This window comes from Corynebacterium glaucum, assembly GCF_030408855.1.
Taxonomy (GTDB): domain Bacteria; phylum Actinomycetota; class Actinomycetes; order Mycobacteriales; family Mycobacteriaceae; genus Corynebacterium; species Corynebacterium glaucum.
This window is the reverse complement of record NZ_CP047358.1, coordinates 2,095,043-2,111,638: the sequence shown is the minus strand read 5'-3', so window position 1 is coordinate 2,111,638 and position 16,596 is coordinate 2,095,043. Positions and strand designations below refer to the sequence as shown.

Annotated in this window: 15 protein-coding genes; 8 read left to right on the top strand and 7 right to left on the bottom strand. The window is 64.8% G+C overall.

Annotated elements, in window-relative coordinates:
- Window position 1 precedes the first annotated feature (1 nt).
- A complete protein-coding gene (locus CGLAUT_RS10295; protein WP_095660650.1) occupies window positions 2–724 on the bottom strand; it encodes a hypothetical protein in 723 nt (240 codons plus the stop codon).
- 86 nt (window positions 725–810) lie between these two features.
- Between CGLAUT_RS10295 and CGLAUT_RS10290 the strand changes: the two genes are divergently transcribed.
- Together CGLAUT_RS10290 and CGLAUT_RS10285 are read left to right on the top strand one after the other, a co-directional pair.
- Window positions 811–2,931, top strand: coding sequence for a S9 family peptidase (locus CGLAUT_RS10290; protein ID WP_290185034.1), 2,121 nt, complete (start codon window positions 811–813; stop codon window positions 2,929–2,931).
- A gap of 8 nt (window positions 2,932–2,939) precedes the next feature.
- Entirely contained in the window at window positions 2,940–3,614 is a 675-nt protein-coding gene (locus tag CGLAUT_RS10285) for a DUF2334 domain-containing protein (RefSeq protein ID WP_095660648.1), read from the top strand.
- On the opposite strand, the gene CGLAUT_RS10280 is transcribed toward CGLAUT_RS10285, so the two are convergent.
- The 4 genes from CGLAUT_RS10280 to CGLAUT_RS10265 form a co-directional block, all read right to left on the bottom strand.
- Complete coding sequence (locus CGLAUT_RS10280; RefSeq protein ID WP_095660647.1) at window positions 3,615–4,433, bottom strand: metal ABC transporter permease; 819 nt, start codon at window positions 4,431–4,433, stop codon at window positions 3,615–3,617. It lies immediately after the preceding gene.
- Complete coding sequence (locus CGLAUT_RS10275) at window positions 4,433–5,116, bottom strand: metal ABC transporter ATP-binding protein (protein ID WP_095660646.1); 684 nt, start codon at window positions 5,114–5,116, stop codon at window positions 4,433–4,435. Before CGLAUT_RS10275 ends, CGLAUT_RS10280 begins: the two co-directional genes overlap by 1 nt.
- Window positions 5,113–6,030, bottom strand: coding sequence for a metal ABC transporter solute-binding protein, Zn/Mn family (locus CGLAUT_RS10270; RefSeq protein WP_290185033.1), 918 nt, complete (start codon window positions 6,028–6,030; stop codon window positions 5,113–5,115). The genes CGLAUT_RS10275 and CGLAUT_RS10270 overlap by 4 nt, the downstream gene beginning before the upstream one ends.
- Window positions 6,031–6,096: 66 nt before the next feature.
- Window positions 6,097–8,814 carry an ExeM/NucH family extracellular endonuclease gene (locus CGLAUT_RS10265; RefSeq protein ID WP_290185031.1) on the bottom strand — a complete coding sequence of 906 codons (2,718 nt, stop codon included), beginning with the start codon at window positions 8,812–8,814 and terminating at the stop codon, window positions 6,097–6,099.
- Between the two features lie 214 nt (window positions 8,815–9,028).
- Here CGLAUT_RS10265 and purS point away from each other — a divergent pair, with 214 nt between their 5' ends.
- The 3 genes from purS to purL are packed head-to-tail and all read left to right on the top strand — an operon-like array spanning window position 9,029 to window position 12,221.
- Complete coding sequence (gene purS, locus CGLAUT_RS10260) at window positions 9,029–9,259, top strand: phosphoribosylformylglycinamidine synthase subunit PurS (RefSeq protein WP_095660643.1); 231 nt, start codon at window positions 9,029–9,031, stop codon at window positions 9,257–9,259.
- Window positions 9,256–9,936 carry a phosphoribosylformylglycinamidine synthase subunit PurQ gene (purQ, locus tag CGLAUT_RS10255; RefSeq protein WP_095660642.1) on the top strand — a complete coding sequence of 227 codons (681 nt, stop codon included), beginning with the start codon at window positions 9,256–9,258 and terminating at the stop codon, window positions 9,934–9,936. The genes purS and purQ overlap by 4 nt, the downstream gene beginning before the upstream one ends.
- Window positions 9,937–9,938: 2 nt before the next feature.
- Window positions 9,939–12,221, top strand: a complete 2,283-nt coding sequence (gene purL / locus CGLAUT_RS10250) for a phosphoribosylformylglycinamidine synthase subunit PurL (protein ID WP_290185028.1) — start codon at window positions 9,939–9,941, stop codon at window positions 12,219–12,221.
- A gap of 42 nt (window positions 12,222–12,263) precedes the next feature.
- On the opposite strand, the gene CGLAUT_RS10245 is transcribed toward purL, so the two are convergent.
- The gene (locus CGLAUT_RS10245; protein WP_095660640.1) at window positions 12,264–13,271 is read right to left on the bottom strand and encodes an acyl-CoA thioesterase; all 1,008 of its coding nucleotides are present in this window, start codon (window positions 13,269–13,271) and stop codon (window positions 12,264–12,266) included.
- A gap of 24 nt (window positions 13,272–13,295) precedes the next feature.
- On the opposite strand from CGLAUT_RS10245, the gene CGLAUT_RS10240 reads away from it, so the two are divergent.
- From CGLAUT_RS10240 to purM, 3 genes are read left to right on the top strand one after another with little or no spacing between them, the layout of a single operon-like run.
- Entirely contained in the window at window positions 13,296–13,679 is a 384-nt protein-coding gene (locus CGLAUT_RS10240; RefSeq protein ID WP_095660639.1) for a sterol carrier family protein, read from the top strand.
- A 24-nt stretch (window positions 13,680–13,703) separates the two neighbouring features.
- Window positions 13,704–15,173, top strand: a complete 1,470-nt coding sequence (purF, locus tag CGLAUT_RS10235) for an amidophosphoribosyltransferase (RefSeq protein ID WP_425551685.1) — start codon at window positions 13,704–13,706, stop codon at window positions 15,171–15,173.
- Window positions 15,170–16,243: a phosphoribosylformylglycinamidine cyclo-ligase gene (purM, locus tag CGLAUT_RS10230; protein WP_290185024.1), complete on the top strand. Its 1,074-nt coding sequence runs from the start codon at window positions 15,170–15,172 to the stop codon at window positions 16,241–16,243. The genes purF and purM overlap by 4 nt, the downstream gene beginning before the upstream one ends.
- 75 nt (window positions 16,244–16,318) lie before the next feature.
- Here purM and CGLAUT_RS10225 read toward each other — a convergent pair whose 3' ends face one another.
- Window positions 16,319–16,528 (bottom strand): DUF3073 domain-containing protein, encoded by a 210-nt coding sequence (locus CGLAUT_RS10225; protein ID WP_095660636.1) that lies wholly within the window; start codon window positions 16,526–16,528, stop codon window positions 16,319–16,321.
- Between the last annotated feature and the right edge of the window lie 68 nt (window positions 16,529–16,596).

The following is a 16,596-nucleotide window of genomic DNA, read 5'->3' as shown; positions in this document are numbered from 1 at the left end:
CTTACATGTCGAAGTAGATTTCGTGCTTCTGATCGCCGACATCGTAGGAAACCTTCAGGGAGTCAGCGACCACGGTGCCCGGAGAATCGATGGCGAGCTCGGCGGTCTTGTACTCCTTGCCCACCTCGAGCTGCTTGAGCAGGCTCGGCATCTTGTCACCGCGGTGCACGCCGCAGGCCACGTCGCCACCGTAGTACAGGGTGCCGCCGCGGTTACCAACGGCATCGACCGGGCTGGTCAGGAGTGACGGGACGCCGGTGGTGTCGCCTTCAACCCCTTCGTAGGTGAGGGTCACCGGGAAGCAGAAGAGCTGATCGCCTTCGCCCAGGTCCTCAATTTCCTGCCCGCCGGCGTTCTTCGAGACTTCCTCGGCAGTGATCGGCGTGCGGGGATCAACGCGCACGGTGAGGTAGAACTCGGCGCCGTCGTAGTTCGTGGTCTTGATCTGCGCGGTTTCACCAAGCTTGAAGTGGTCGCCGTTGTTCGCCGGTGAGAAGTCTGCCGGCGGCGCGGCCACGCCGGAACCGTCAGCGCTCGAGGCGGAGCTCGATGCTGCGGCGGAAGAAGTCTCCGCTTCGGAGGTCATGGCCTGCTCGGAGGTGGCTTCCTCGGTGGTCGGTTCTTCCAGGGTATCTTCGCTGTCCTCGCCACATGCGGTGAGTGTGAGCGAGGTTGCCGCCATGACGGCGACGACGGTCATCTTGGACTTAGCGTACTTGAACATAAGGAAAAACTTAGCAGAGGATGAAAGCGCTGGGCGGGTTACGTAAGCGTCGATAAGCAAAAAGCCCCAGCGTAGGGTGGTGTCTTATGACTGCCCCGAAAGCTCCGATCCGACCGATTGTCCGCACATTTCACGGCCGCGAGTTCACTGACAACTATGAGTGGCTGCGGGAAAAGGACAACCCCGAGGTAATCGCGCACCTCGAGGCCGAAAACGCGTACACGCAGCAGATGACTGCGGGCCTGGAGGGTCTTACCGACGCGATCTACGGCGAGATCAAATCGCGCGTGAAGGAAACCGACATGAGCGTGCCGCAATGCCAGGGCGACTGGTGGTACTACGGGCGTGTGGAGGAGGGCAAAAGTTACGGCATCTCCTGCCGCGTGCCGGTGAAAGACGACCCGTGGACCCCGCCGGAAATCGTCGACCAAATGCCGGGTGAGCAGGTGCTTCTTGACGCCAACGAGCTCGCCGAAGGCCACGATTTCTTCTCCATGGGCGCCTCCAGCGTCTCCACCTCCGGCCGCCTGCTCGCGTATTCCACCGACACCGAGGGCGACGAGCGCTTCACGCTGCGCATCAAGGATCTTCAGAACAATTCGCTTTTCGACGATTGCCTGACCGACGTCTTCTACGGCGCGACGTGGGCTGGCGAAGACTACATTTTCTACGTGCGCGTCGACGATGCCTGGCGGCCGTACCAGGTGTGGCGCCACAAAGTGGGCACCGCCGAATCCGAAGACGTGCTGGTGTACCAAGAGGACGACGAGAAGTTCGCCGTCGGGGTGAACGCGGATCGCGCCGAGCGCTACCTCTACATCTTGGCTTCGTCTTCGCTGACTTCGGAGTACCGGGTTGTACCGCTGACGGATCCCACCGCCGAGTTCGAGGTGCTGTGGGCGCGCGAAGCGGGCGTGGAGTACCACGCGGAGTACGCCGAGGTTGGCGGTGCGGAGTACTGGGTGGTCACCCACAACACCCGCGGGCCGAACTTCGCGGTGAGTGTGGCGCCGGTGGCTTCGGATAGTGCTGCGCTGCCGGACCTGCGCGATCTGAACGTGGTGGTGCCGCACTCGGAGACCATGCGCGTAGAAGGTACGGACGTTTACCGCGACTTCATTTTTTTGAGCTACCGGCGCGAGGGCATTTCGCGGCTCGCGGTGTCGGATCTCACCGGCGGCGACTTCGGGGCGTTCAACGAGCTGGAGTTTGACGAAGAGCTCTACACCGCGGGCTTTGTGGGCCACCCTGAATGGGACGCGCCGGTGGTGCGCATCAGCTACACCTCGTTTACCCAGCCGTCTCAGGTGCTCGACTACACGGTGGCTACCGGCCAATACACGTTGCTCAAGGAGCAGGAGGTTCAAGGCGGCTACGACGCAGACGAGTACGAAGCGTTCCGCCTGTGGGCGACTGCCGACGACGGCGCCGAGGTACCGATCTCCGTGGTGCGGAAAAAGGGCGTCGAAGGCCCTGCGCCGCTTTTGCTGTACGGCTATGGCTCCTACGAGGCGTCGACCGATCCGGGCTTTTCTATCGCGCGACTGAGTCTGTTGGACCGCGGGATGATCTGGGCGTGCGCGCACGTGCGCGGCGGCGGCGAGATGGGGCGTACCTGGTACGACCACGGCAAGATGCTGCACAAGAAGAACACGTTCACCGACTTCGTGGCCTGCGCTGACAAGGTCGTCGAACTGGGGCTGACTACCCATGACCGCATGGTGGCCGAGGGAGGCTCGGCTGGCGGGTTGCTCATGGGTGCCGTCGCAAATCTTGCCCCCGAAAAGTTTGCCGGGATCCAGGCGATCGTGCCGTTCGTGGACCCGCTGACCTCGATTTTGAAGCCGGAGCTGCCGCTCACGGTGGGCGAGTGGGAAGAATGGGGCGACCCGTACCACGACGCTGAGGTGTACGACTACATGGCGTCGTACGCGCCGTACGAGAACATCGAGGCGAAGCAGTATCCACCAATCTTGGCGATCACCAGCTTGAACGACACTCGCGTGCTGTACGTCGAACCGGCGAAGTGGATTGCGAAGCTGCGCGAGATAGCAACCGGCGGGCCGTTCTTGCTGAAGACGGAGATGTCTGCCGGCCACGGCGGTGTGTCCGGCCGCTACGCCAAGTGGAAAGAGACCGCGTTTGAACTGGCGTGGATACTTGAGACCGCTGGCGCGACAAGCGAGCAGGAGTCCGCTGTGCGATAATTTCCCTCATGCCCGGTCGCCTGCTCGTCTCTGTTTCATCGATTTTCGACGAGACCCTTGACGGCGTCCGTGAGCTGGTAGACCACCTCGATGCTGACGCGATTCCGGTGTCGCTGCTGGTGGCCCCGCACATTGATAAGCGCTGGCATCTCGCGAAAGACAAAACGACCCGCACCTGGCTGCGCAAGCAGGCCGGGGAGCGGGCGTTGCTGCTCAACGGCTTCGACCAGCCGGTGCAGGGGCGGCGCGCAGAGTTCGCCACGCTGGAAGAGCACGAGGCGCGACTGCGCTTGAAGGGTGCGACCCGGCAGATGGAGTCGCTCGGCTTCGATTTAGAGATGTTCGCTCCGCCGCGGTGGCAGATGTCGGAGGGCACGCTGGAGGTTTTGCCTGATTTCGGTTTCGACGTCGCGGTGTCCACGCGCGGCATCCACCAGTTGCAGACCGGCGAGTTCGTGCAGTGCCGCAACCTCTCCGTCGGCGAGGGTTACGGTGCGGCGAAGTGGTGGCGCCGCAACATCATCCGCGCCGCAGAACGCGGAGCGGAGCGCGGCAACACCATCCGTCTTTCGATCTCCGGCCGTGAGCTGGGGCAGAAGAAGGTGCGGCGTGACTTTCTCGCCGCCGCGTCGGCCGCAGTCGAAGCAGGAGCGAAGCCGTCCGATTACCGCGCGTACCGCTAATTAGCGCTGCACTCGAATACGGCGCCCGCGCACCGCGCCGATCACGCGGCACACCAAGTAAATACCGAAAGAAATAAAGGCGACGAACACGCTAACCGGCACGCCGGGGGCGAGCGAGAGTAGCATTCCGCCTACCGCTGAAACCTCGGCGAACAGCACTGACCACCACACCGCGTGCACCGGGTTCGCGGTGATGGCAGCGGCCGCCGCGCCGGGCGTGATCAGCAACGACATCACCAGCAACGCACCGACGATCTGCACCGACTGCGCCGAGGCCACGCCCACCAGCGCCGCGAACACCACCGCCATGGTGCGCACGCGCACCCCGGAGGCTGCCGCCATCACCGGGTCTGCAGAGGCGAAGAGCAACGGGCGCCACAGCAGCGCCACCGCTGCCACCACCAGCACGGTCGTCACCGCGAGCATCGCCAGGTTCTGTTCGGACACCCCCGCGATCTGGCCCGTGAGCAGCGCCAGCGCCCGGTTTGAATTGCCCGGATACAGGTGGATGAACAGTACCGAAAGGCCCATGCCGAAGCTCATCACCACGCCCACGGCGGAGTCTTGCTGCCCGCGGAATCCCAGCGCCGCAAGCACGATCGCCGCGACCACAGCTCCCGCCACCGCACCGAATCCAAGGTTCAGCCCAAAGAGCAGCGCCGCCGAGGCGCCCATCAGCGCGAGTTCCGAGGTCGCATGCACAGAAAACGACATCTGCCGCAGCACAATCAACGGCGCCATCACGCCGGAAAGCACACCCAGCAAGGCACAAGCGATCAGCGTGGCCTGCACAAAGTCCAAGCTCAACAGATGCAGCATTACAGCACCACCATCCGGCCGTCGACCTCCACCACATCCACGCGCGTGCCGTAGAGCTCACTGAGCACCTCGGAGCGCATCACCTCATCAACGCTGCCCACCACATGGCCCTCCGGCCCGATGTACAGCACCCGATCCACCACACCCAGCACCGGGTTGATCGAGTGGGTCACGCACACCACCGCCGCCGGGTGCGCCGCGAGGCGCTCGACGGTCTCGCGCTGGCGGGAGGGGTCAAGCGAGAGCAAGGGTTCGTCGGCAAGCACAAGCTCCGGATCCTGCGCGAAGGCCTGAGCCTGCCGGATGAGCTGCTGCTGCCCGCCGGAGAGCACCCCTGCGCGACGATCGGCGAAACTGGTCGCGCCAACTTGAGCAAGAAGCTTATCGACGGCCCCTTGATCCGCCCTCCTCATCGCCCGCGGTTCGACCGCGAGTGCGACCAGGTCGCGGCCGCGCACCGGAAGATCGGCGGGAAACATGTGCTGTTGCGGGATGAAGCCGACTCGGCCGTTGACGCTCACGCTGCCGCTGGTAAGGCGGCGTGAGCCAAGGATGGTGCCCAACAGGGTTGATTTGCCGACACCGTTGGGACCGAGAACAGCGACGAACTCGCCGGGCTCGATGGTGAGATCGAGCCCGGCCCAGAGTGGTGCGACGGCGGCGTCGCGAAGTTCGGCGATCAAGCAGCGTGGTCCTTCGGTTCGGCGGCGGCCACAACGCGCTCAATTGTGTCGGTGACTTCCTCAATGTAGTCGAGGAAGTTTGTGCCCGCGGGTGGGGTTTCGGTGATCTCGATGATGGGGACGTTGTTGTCGTTGGCCGCGTCGATGAGACGTTGGGTGGCGCTGTTCGTGCTCTGCGGGTTGACCACGAGGAAGTCGAGGGAGCCTTGCTCGATGACCTCGATGAACGCGGCGATGGCGTCAATGGACGGGTCGGTGTGGTTCAGCGTCGAGCGTGCGTACTGCTCGGGAGTGACGTCGTCCAGCTCGGTGCCGTAGAGGAGACCGGCCGCAATCGGCTCGGTCATCGCGAGGTGCACGTGGTCGAGCTGCCCGAGGCGCTCGCTCACCGCGTCCATCCGCTTGGTCACCTCGCTTGCGGAGCCGCCTGCGCGCTGTTCAATTTCCTTCGCAACTTCGCTGACCTTTTCCGGGACGAACCACGCGTGCTCGATCTCGTCGTGGTCGTGGTCGTGGTCGTGATCGTGGTCGTGGCCTTGCGCGCCTTCGGCAAGCGGGATCGCATGGATGAGCTTCGCCTCATCCACCGCGTCGTACAAGCCAGCGTCGTACGCGCCGCCGTTGGCAATCACCAGGTCCGCTTCCCGAAGTTTCGCGATGTCTGCTGCGGTCGCCTCGTAGTGGTGCGGGTCAACGTTCGCACCCGTGATCACCGCCTCGACATCGTCGCCGGTCACCGCGGACGCCACGTCCGCCCAAACCTGGGTGGTTGCCGCGATCTTTGAGACATTGCTTGTCGACGCTTCCGTCGCAGCCGTGTCACTTTCCGTTCCGGAGCAGGCGACCAGCGTCGTCCCTGCGAGCAATGCGGCTGCGGCGGCGCGCAGCGACGCGAAAATGTGTGAGTGAGCCATGCGCCCATTCAAGCACTAATGAAAATGGTTTTCAATTCGTGCTTGTGGGCGCTTGGGGGTGGCTGGCTAGCGGAAGAACCTCGAGACGACCGTGCCAAGCACACCCAGGATCGAGGAGACCACGCCCCACACGAAGCTGATCACCTTGCCCGAGCTGCTGGGTGCGGTCGGTGCGGTCGGGGCAGTCGGCTCGGTAGTGGGGGTCGGCTGAGTGGTCAGCGGCGGCTGAGTGGTCAGCGGCGGCTGAGTGGTCGGGGTGGAGCCGTTAGTCTTCAGGTTGAAGCCGACCTTGACCGGGTCGTGGTCCGATGCTGCGAACGGGTTGTCGTTCTGGAACAGGTCGGAGCCGTGGTAGTTGCGTCGCGAGTACTGGAACACGATCGGCTCATCCGCGTTGATGTTCCATACCGCGGCGTCCTGCACCAGCTCCTGGGCTGCGGCGTTCGCAAGCACGTGGTCGAGGGAGCCGACGTGCTTGCCAAAGGTGTAGGACGACTCCTGGGCCGCCGCACCCGCGCCTGGGCGGTTGTGCTTCGCGTTGTGCTCCACCAGGGTGAAGCCGCCTCCGTTGAGCGCCTTGACCGAATCTTCCTGGGAGTAGGAGTTCAGGTCGCCGAGGATGAGGACCGGCTTGCCGTCCCACTGGTTCTGGCGGTCCAGGTGGTCAAGCAGCGCCTGCGCCTGCGCAACTCGCACCTGCGCGGAGTTCGCCTGGCCGTCCTGCTGATCCCCGTCGCCACGCACGGCGGAGCCCTTGGACTTGAAGTGGTTCACAATCGCCACGAAGCTCTGATCATCGGCGCCGCCAACCGGCTTGAACTCCTGGGCCAGCGGCTGGCGGGCGGTGCCGGTGAACGCTGGGTCGTCGAAAATGACGGACTCGCCGACCGGCTCGACCTTGGATTTGTTGTAGATGAACGCGACGCGGATGACGTCCTCGTCGGTACCCAGCTTGGCCGGGGACTTCACGTAATCCCAGTTGCCTCCAGCCTTATTCAGCTCGGCGACCAGGTTTGCCAAGGACTCGTCGCGACGGCTCACGTCACCAGACGTACGCGCGGTATTTTCAACCTCCATGAGGCCGACGACGGACGCGTCGAGCTCGTTGATGGCCAACACGATCTTGTCTTGCTGATCCTGGAAAGCCTGCTGGCTAAACGCGCCGCGCACGGAGCACTGGTTTGCCGCGATCGGGGCGCCGAAGCGGTCGGTGTACGCCTTGCAGCCGGACTCGGTCTCGCCGAGGGTGGTGAAGTAGTTCAGCACGTTGAACGAGCCGACGGAGTAGTCGCCCTCAACCTGGCTCGGCACGTTGCGCACCGCGGCGCGGGTGTCCTCCCAGGTCACCGGGAGGTCTTCCTCCGGGCTCTTGCCGGTCAACGGCACCAGCGGCTGGAAGCGCCATGCGTCGAAGGAATACTCCACGATCACGCCCGAGTCCTTGAACTCCAGCTGGTCGCCGACGCGCATGGAGCGGATGCCCTGGTCCGAAGTCTCCAGGTACGGCAGCGGAACATCTTTGTCGTTGCGGAAGAAGTTGTACGTTGAGGCATCGTCAAGCAAGACAATGTTCGCGCGCTGTGCCTGCTCGAGGGCGTATGCATCCGCACCCGGCGCCATCATGTCGGTCGGCTGGCGCAGCGCCTCGGTGCCTGGGACGACGCCGAACTCACCGTAGGTGTTAAAGCTGTAGTTGTCGGTCACGGTGTGCACGCCGGGCTTGACCAGCATGCCCTCGTAGCGCTCGCGTGCCTCGTCGCCGTCGGGAAGACGCTCCAGCTGTACCGGGATGACGGGATCGATTGCCTCATCGACCAGTGCGACGGAGACGCGCGAGAGCTGGGTGGAGGTATTGAACTCGTTGACCTCGCCGGTGACCTCAACGTACGCACCACGCGCCGGGTAGTCCTGCGGAGCGGCCTTGCCCATGTAGACGAAGATCGCGTCGGAAGCGTCACCCGTGCCCTTGGTCTGGCCGGCACCCGGGGTTTGCATGTAGAAGCCGTTGCGGCCGCCCTCGTTGTAGACGGCGGTGACCACGCCGCGGGTGGTCACCGTCTGGCCCTCGAGCGGGGAAGTCGCGCCGGGCCCCTGGATCTCAGCGATGGTGACCGGGCCGGTCGGCTGGGGTTGGGGTTGGGGATCCGGGTTGGGCTCTGGGTTCGGATCTGGGTTCGGCTGCGGTGCAGGCTGCTCGCCGCCGGAGTTCATCGGGGTCGGGTCGGCGACGACGAAATCGCCGGCGTTGTTGTCGGAGTCAACGCCCTCGACTGTGCGCTGTACGGAGGTGCTGTTCTTGGTCTTCGCTGCGGGCGCGGTCTCGAACTTCTGCGCTCCGCCCCAGCCGAGGAGGTCGGCGACCTGACCGTTGGCGTCGACAAGCTCTGCGATGGCCTCGCTGCCGCTGAAGTTGAACTTGCCCTCTGCATCCGGGGTGGGCAGGTCCTGCGACGGGGAGTTGCCGGCCTGGCCCTGGATGAGGAAGTAGCCGCCGGCCGGGATGATGCCGGTGAGCTGCGCGGAGCCGCCGAGGTTACCCTTGGCCGAGTACTGGTTGAGGGTCCAGCCGGTGAGATCGATCGGGGTAGAGGTGGGGTTGAAAAGCTCGACGAAGTCGTTGTTGTACACGGAGCCGCTGTTACCGCCGCCTCCGTAGACCTCGTTGATGATGATGTTCGAGCCGTCCGGAGCGGCCTCTGCAGTGGGGGAGACGACGGAAACGGTGCCGGCTGCGAGCGCGATGGCGAAAGTCGCGCTGAGGGCCCGGTGGGAGTGAACGCGCATGGTGGGAAACCTCGGGGAAAGAGAAGGGGCAGGGGTTTTGCCCGGCTAAGATAACTCAGCTTTTATAACTTCGCACGGGAAGCTGCCAGCTAGCCTCAAGCGCATTCACATCTCTGGACGTACCTGGTGTCCGCTCACTGCCGATCTCGGCGTGTTGGAGGCCTCCGTTATACTTGCGAAAGGCTTCCAACCTCTTACAACACAAAGGATTCTCATGGCACGAGTCGTCGTAAATGTCATGCCCAAGGCTGAAATTCTGGATCCTCAGGGCCAAGCTGTGCTCCGCGCGCTGGGCCGCATCGGGGTCGAGGGGGTCGCCGATGTGCGCCAGGGCAAGCGGTTCGAGATTGAGGTGGATGATTCCGTCACCGACGAAGAGCTCCGCCGCGTCGCCGAGACCCTGCTCGCCAACACGGTCATCGAGGATTTCGAGGTTGTGCGATGAGCGCAACCATCGGGGTCATCACATTTCCGGGCACGCTTGACGACGTTGACGCGTTGCGCGCCGTCCGCCTTGCCGGAGCCGAGCCGAAAGCCCTGTGGCACGCCGACGAAGACCTCACCGGCATCGATGCCGTCGTGGTCCCCGGCGGTTTTTCCTACGGCGACTACCTGCGCTCGGGCGCGATCGCCGCGCTCGCACCGATGATGGGTGCCGTGGTCGAGGCCGCGGGCAAGGGCATGCCGGTATTGGGCATCTGCAACGGCTTCCAGATCCTCACCGAATCCGGGCTGCTGCCGGGTGCGCTCACGCGTAACCAGAACCTCAACTTCCACTGCGTGGACACCTACCTCGAGGTAGCGAACGCCGAGACGGCGTGGACCAGCGAGTTCGAGCAGGGCCAGAAGATCCTCGTTCCCGCCAAACACGGTGAGGGCCGCTTTCAGGCCGCGCCGGAGACTATCGAAGCGCTGGAAAAAGAAGGTCGCGTGGTGTTCCGCTACACCGACAACTTCAACGGCTCGATGAACAACATCGCCGGCGTAACCAACGAGACCGGCCGCGTCGTTGGTCTCATGCCACACCCCGAGCACGCGATTGAGACGCTGACCGGGCCGTCCACCGACGGGCTCAGCCTGTTCACTTCCGCCATCGCCGCGATTTCGAAGATCGGAGCGTAACTGTGACTGCAGCAAGAGTAGTAAACGACACCGTCGAGAACGCGAAAGCCACCCCGGACCAGGCGCAACCCTACGCCGAACTGGGGCTCAAAGACGACGAGTATCAGAAGATCGTTGGCATCCTCGGCCGCCGCCCGACGGACGCGGAGCTCACCGTGTACTCGGTGATGTGGTCCGAGCACTGCTCCTACAAATCATCGAAGGTGCACTTGCGCTACTTCGGCGAAACCATGACCGAGGAAATGGCCGCGAAACTGCTCGCCGGCATCGGCGAGAACGCTGGCGTGGTTGACATCGGCGGCGGCGACGCCGTGACCTTCCGTGTGGAGTCGCACAACCACCCGTCGTTTGTGGAGCCCTACCAAGGTGCCGCGACAGGCGTTGGCGGCATCGTGCGCGACATCATGGCCATGGGCGCGCGCCCGATCGCGGTGATGGATCAGCTCCGCTTCGGCCCGCTGGATGCGGAGGACACCAAGCGTGTGTTGCCGGGCGTGGTGCACGGCATCGGTGGCTACGGCAACTGTCTCGGCCTGCCCAACATTGGCGGCGAGACGGTGTTCGACGAGGCCTACATTGGCAACCCGCTGGTCAACGCGCTGTGCGTGGGCACGCTGAAGGTGGAGGATCTGCACCTCGCGTTCGCTTCCGGCACCGGCAACAAGGTCATTCTCTTCGGCTCGCGCACCGGCCTCGACGGCATCGGCGGTGTGAGCGTGCTCGGCTCCGCCACCTTCGAGGAAGGCGAGGAGCGCAAGCTCCCGGCTGTGCAGGTGGGCGACCCGTTCGCGGAGAAGGTGCTCATCGAGTGCTGTCTCGAGCTCTACCACGCTGGCGTGGTCGTGGGCATTCAGGACCTCGGCGGCGGCGGGCTGGCGTGTGCCACCTCGGAGCTGGCCGCGGCCGGTGACGGCGGCATGCGCGTCGACCTCGACCAGGTGCCGCTGCGCGCAGAGAACATGACGGCGGCAGAGATCCTCGCCTCCGAATCGCAGGAGCGCATGTGCGCTGTGGTCGCGCCGGAAAGCGTCGACCGCTTCATGGAGATTTGCGCGAAGTGGGACGTCAACGCGGCCGTGATCGGTGAGGTCACGGATGAAGCCGACCGCCTCGCGGTGTACCACCAGGGCGAGCTGGTGCTCGAGGCGCCTCCGTCGACAATCGATGAAGGCCCTGTGTACAACCGGCCTTTCGAGCGCCCGCAGTGGCTCGACGGCGTGCAGACGAAGACCGAGGTTGAAAAGAGCGACGACATCGTTGGCACCTGGCTGAAGATGGTGGCCTCGCCGCAGCTGTGCTCGCGCGACTTCATCACCCAGCAGTACGACCGCTACGTGCGCGGCAACACCGTGCAGGCGAAGTACGCCAACTCGGGTGTGCTGCGCATCAACGAAGAGTCCAACCGCGGTGTTGCAGTGTCCGCGGATGCGAACGGGCGCTACACCTTCCTCGACCCGAACATGGGAGCGCGCCTCGCGTTGGCGGAGGCGTACCGCAACGTCGCAGTCACCGGCGCGACCCCGGTTGCGGTGACGAACTGCCTGAACTTCGGCTCCCCGGAGAACACGGACGTCATGTGGCAGTTCCGCGAGGCAGTGCACGGCCTTGCCGACGGCGCCGCCGAGCTGGCCATTCCCGTCTCCGGCGGCAACGTCAGCTTCTACAACCAAACCGGCGATACCCCGATTCTGCCGACCCCGGTGGTGGGCGTGCTCGGCGTGATCGAGGATGTTTCCACTGCGCTGCCGCACGCGCTGACCGCAGGCGACGAGGAGTACACGCTGATCCTCCTCGGCGAGACCAAGGACGAGTTCGGCGGCTCCGTGTGGCAGGACATCTCCGGCCAAGGCCTGGCCGGCCTGCCGCCGCAGGTCGATCTAGCCAACGAGGCGCGCCTCGCGGAGTATCTGCACGGCAGCGACACCATCTCTGCAGCGCACGACCTCTCCGAGGGCGGCCTCTCGCAAGCTCTGTTCGAGATGCTGCTCGGCTCCGACCTGGGCGCGCAGCTCGACCTCTCGCCGGTGCACGAGGACCTGTTCACCGCGCTGTTTTCCGAGTCCGCCTCCCGCGTGCTCATCGCCGTCACGCGCGACCGCGCCGACATCGCCGTCGAGCGCGCAGTTTCCGCAGGCATTCCGGTTGCAGTCGTGGGCTCCACGCTTAACGACGGCACGCTGCACCTCGGCGACACCTCGATCGAGATGGACGACCTTGCCCAGGCCTGGGCGGCGACGATGCCGAGCCACTTCGACCACGCCACCGCACCCAACTCCGCGGTCTAAGCCGGGTTGAGACTGGGCGGGGCGGAAGATTGGGAGCAGGCGCTAGTCGATGCGCTGCGCCGCCGGCATCGGCTCGACCAGCGGCTCCGGCTCGTACTGCGCGCGCAGGTCTTTGAGGCGCTGCGTGTGCTCCCACAGCCGCTGGTCCTCGTCCGTGGCCGGGGTGAAGGGGCGCGCCGGCAGTGCCTCGCCGTCTATGTCGATGCCCAAGTACGTCACCGACGCGTGAATCGCTTCGGTCAGCGCGCCGCGCCCGCCGCGCGGATCGCCGGAGCGCACGTGGATCGAGGTGTGCAGCGAGCGGGTGTCGGTGCGGGTCAGGCGCGCCTCCACCTCGATCAGGTCGCCAATGTGAATCGGGTGGTAAAAGCGGATTCCGCCCGCGTACACCGCAACGGTGCGCTCGCCGGACCACTCCATAGTGCAGGCCGCGCCTGCCTCGTCGATCCACTCCATCGCAGTGCCGCCGTGCACGTTGCCGCCCCAGTTCACGTCCGTGGGCTTGGCCAGGAAGCGGTGTATGAGCCGCGGCGCGGTCGAGTCGTCGGTGTAGGTCTGGCCCGACATCTCTTCTTCGATGGCCTTGCGCAGGTCGATGCGCGATAAAGCAGCATCGGCTACGCGGCGCTCCTCTTCGGTGGTGGGCACGAAGGTGGGCACTGCCATGGGCTTGCCGGTCTCGGTGTCTTTGGCCACGAAGATCACCAGGCAGTCGCACGCGCGGGTGAACTTGCCGTGGCGTGGGTCGGCGGAGAGCACCTCATTGACGATGTGCATGGAGGAGCGCCCCGTCATCGCGATGCGCGAACGCACCTCCACGATGTGACCCGAGGGAATCGGGCGTGTGAAGTGAATATGCCCGACATACGCGGTGACACAATACGTTCCCGACCACTGCGTCGCACAGGCGTACGCCGCCTTATCGATCCACTCCAGCACGCGGCCGCCGGAAACCCCGTGCGCACCGGCATGCAGCACGTCGGTCGGCGCGGCCATAAACCGCAGCGTGATGGAAGAAGATTTCTCAACGGGCACAGGTGTGTTTGACATAGCACCAAACCCTAGTATGGGCCTATGGCGAAACGAACGGATCCTGCCGAAACTCGAGCCGCGGTGGAAGCCGTGGCGGAATGGGTTCGGGATGCGGGATCAAAGGAGCCGTCGAGAAGCGAACTGGCCCAGGCCTGCCGGACCACCGCGCGCACCCTCGCCGAGGAGTTGCCGGGGCATACGGTTGAGCTGCGTGTGCCACCCTTTGTTGCGGTGCAGCTTATCGACGGCCCCCGCCACACGCGAGGCACGCCGCCGAACGTTGTGGAGACCGACCCTCGCACATGGCTGCGGTTGGCAACCGGGCTGACCACTCTCGACGCGGAAGTCGCGGCGGGCACGGTGGATGCCTCCGGGTCGCGCGCGAGCGATGTTGGGCGTGGCCTGCCGGTAATTCCGCTCGGGTAGATGGTCTCAGTTACAGTGGTTGGCGTGGAAGACCAACCCCGGGAAGAATGCGGCGTTTTCGGCGTGTGGGCGCCGGAGGAAGACGTCTCCAAGCTGACGTACTTCGGCCTTTTCGCTCTGCAGCACCGCGGCCAGGAAGGCGCCGGCATCGCGGTCGGCGACCAAGAGAACATCGTGGTGTTCAAGGACACCGGCCTGGTCAGCCAGGTGTTCGACGAGTCGGTGCTCAATGCGCTGCACGGTGAGGTGGCCATTGGGCACACTCGCTACTCCACGGCGGGCGGGAACTCTTGGGAAAACGTCCAACCGATGTTTCGCACCTCGCCCAACGGCACCGATGTGGCGCTTGCGCATAACGGCAATCTGATCAACTACGCCGAGCTGCAGGCGGAGGCGATTGAAAAGAAGCTGGTGCCGGCTTCCGGTGTGGAGGGCCAGGGTTCCTCCTCCGATACGGCGGTGGTTTCGGCGCTGCTCACGGACCTGATCAGAGACGGCAAGACGCTCTTGGACGCGTGCCGTGAACTGCTGCCGCGCGTCAAAGGCGCGTACTGCTTCATGATCACCGACGGGCACACGCTCTACGCTGCGCGCGACCCACACGGGGTGCGCCCGCTGTCGCTGGGCCGCCTTGACGGGGGATGGGTAATCGCGTCGGAGACCTGTGCGCTGGACATTGTCGGCGCGTCGTTCGTGCGCGACATTGAGCCGGGCGAGCTGGTCTGGGTCGACGAATCAGGCGTGCACTCTGAACGCTTCGCGGAGACCCCGCGAGCGCACTGTGTCTTCGAGTACGTGTATGTCGCGCGGCCCGACTCCATCATTGATGGGCAAAGTGTGAACAGTGCGCGGATTGACATTGGGCGTCGATTAGCAAAAGTGCTCCCTGTGGATGCAGACCTGGTCATGCCTGTGCCCGAATCCGGCACTCCCGCGGCGATCGGGTACGCGGAGGAGTCCGGCATCCCGTTCAAGCAGGGGCTGATGAAGAACGCGTATGTGGGGCGCACGTTCATTCAGCCGTCCGATACCCTGCGCCAGCTGGGGCTGCGCCTGAAGCTCAACCCGGTGCGCGAAGTGATTGAGGGCAAGCGGCTTGTGGTGGTGGATGACTCCATCGTGCGCGGCAACACGCAGCGCAAACTGATCCGCATGCTGCGCGAAGCCGGCGCCGGCGAGGTGCACGTGCGCATCGCGTCGCCGCCGGTGAAGTGGCCGTGCTTCTACGGCATCGACTTCGCCAGCCCCGGCGAGCTGATTGCCAACCACGGGCGCGGCGGCTCGGACGAAGAAATCTCAGAGTCGATCCGCACCATGATCGGCGCGGACAGTCTCGCTTTCGTGCCTATCGACGACATCGTGGAAGCCTCCTCCCACCCACACGAATCACTCTGCGCCGCGTGCTTCACGGGTTCCTACCCGCTGGGGCTGCCGGAAGGCAACCCGAATGCCGAGCTTGTGCGCCGCATCCAGAAAGGTGAAACCGCGTCATGACTGAGCAACCTGTCTCCTACGAGACCACCGGCGTTTCCATCGAAGCAGGCGACCGCGCCGTCGAGCTGTTCAAGGACCACGCGCGGCGCGCCACCCGCCCCGAGGTCCGCGGTGGCTTAGGCGGGTTCGCCGGCCTGTTCGCGCTGGGCAAGTACAAAGAGCCGCTGCTGGCCGCCGGCTCCGACGGCGTGGGCACGAAGCTCGCCGTGGCGCAGGCGATGGACAAGCACGACACGATCGGCATCGATCTGGCCGCGATGTGCGTCGACGACCTCGTGGTCTGCGGCGCCGAGCCATTGTTCTTGCAGGACTACATCGCGATTGGCAAGGTCGTGCCTGAAAAGGTCGCGCAGATCGTCGCCGGAATCGCCGAGGGCTGCGTACAGGCCGGCTGCGCGCTGCTCGGCGGCGAGACCGCGGAGCACCCGGGCGTGATGGGAGAGGACGACTACGACGTCTCCGCCACCGCCATCGGTGTCGTCGAGGCCGATGAGTTGCTCGGACCGCACCGCGTGCGCGAGGGCGATGTCATCATTGCGATGGCATCGTCCGGCCTGCACTCCAACGGCTACTCGCTTGCGCGCCATGTGCTGCTCGAGCGCGCCGGGTTGCCGCTCGACGGTCACATCGAGGAGCTCGGGCGCACGCTTGGCGACGAGCTCTTGGAACCGACTCGGATCTATGCGCTGGATTGCTTGGAACTGTCAGCCGAATGCGACGTGCGCACCTTCTGCCACGTCACGGGTGGCGGGCTCGCGGGCAATATGGAGCGCGTGATCCCGGAGGGCTTGGTCGCCGAGATGCACCGCGCCACCTGGACGCCAGGGCAGATCTTTCGCACCATCCGCTCGATCGGCCAGGTGCCGGATGAGGAGATGGAGAAGACTTTCAACATGGGCGTCGGCATGGTCGCCGTCGTCTCGCCCGCGGACCGCGACCGCGCGCTGGCGATCCTGGCTGCGCGCCACATCGACAGCTGGGTGCTCGGTGAGGTCCGCGCTGCGCACTCGGGCGAAGACGGCGAGGACACCGCCCGCGCTGTGCTCAGCGGCACGCACCCGCAGTACTAGCTCGTACGCGCGAAGCGCACCCCAGTTCAAACTCGGGGTGCGCTTTTGCTTGCTTCGGGCTGTGAGGTTGTGCAGCTAGCGGGCTGCGCGCTTGTCTTGGCCGTACTCGTCGTTCCAATCGGAGTAGTCACCGTATTCGGTGTCCGCCTCGTCATCGTCCCAGCTGGACTCCGGGTTTTGGCCCGCAAGCTCCCGCTGCAAGGAATCCAGATCCATTTCAGGAGAGTTGTACTTGAGCTGGCGAGCGACCTTGGTCTGCTTCGCTTTTGCGCGTCCGCGACCCATGGCGTGACCCCCTTGAGGTGGTTCTTAAGTTCGAAAAGTGTTTGTCCTGCCAGACATCATAGCCAAAA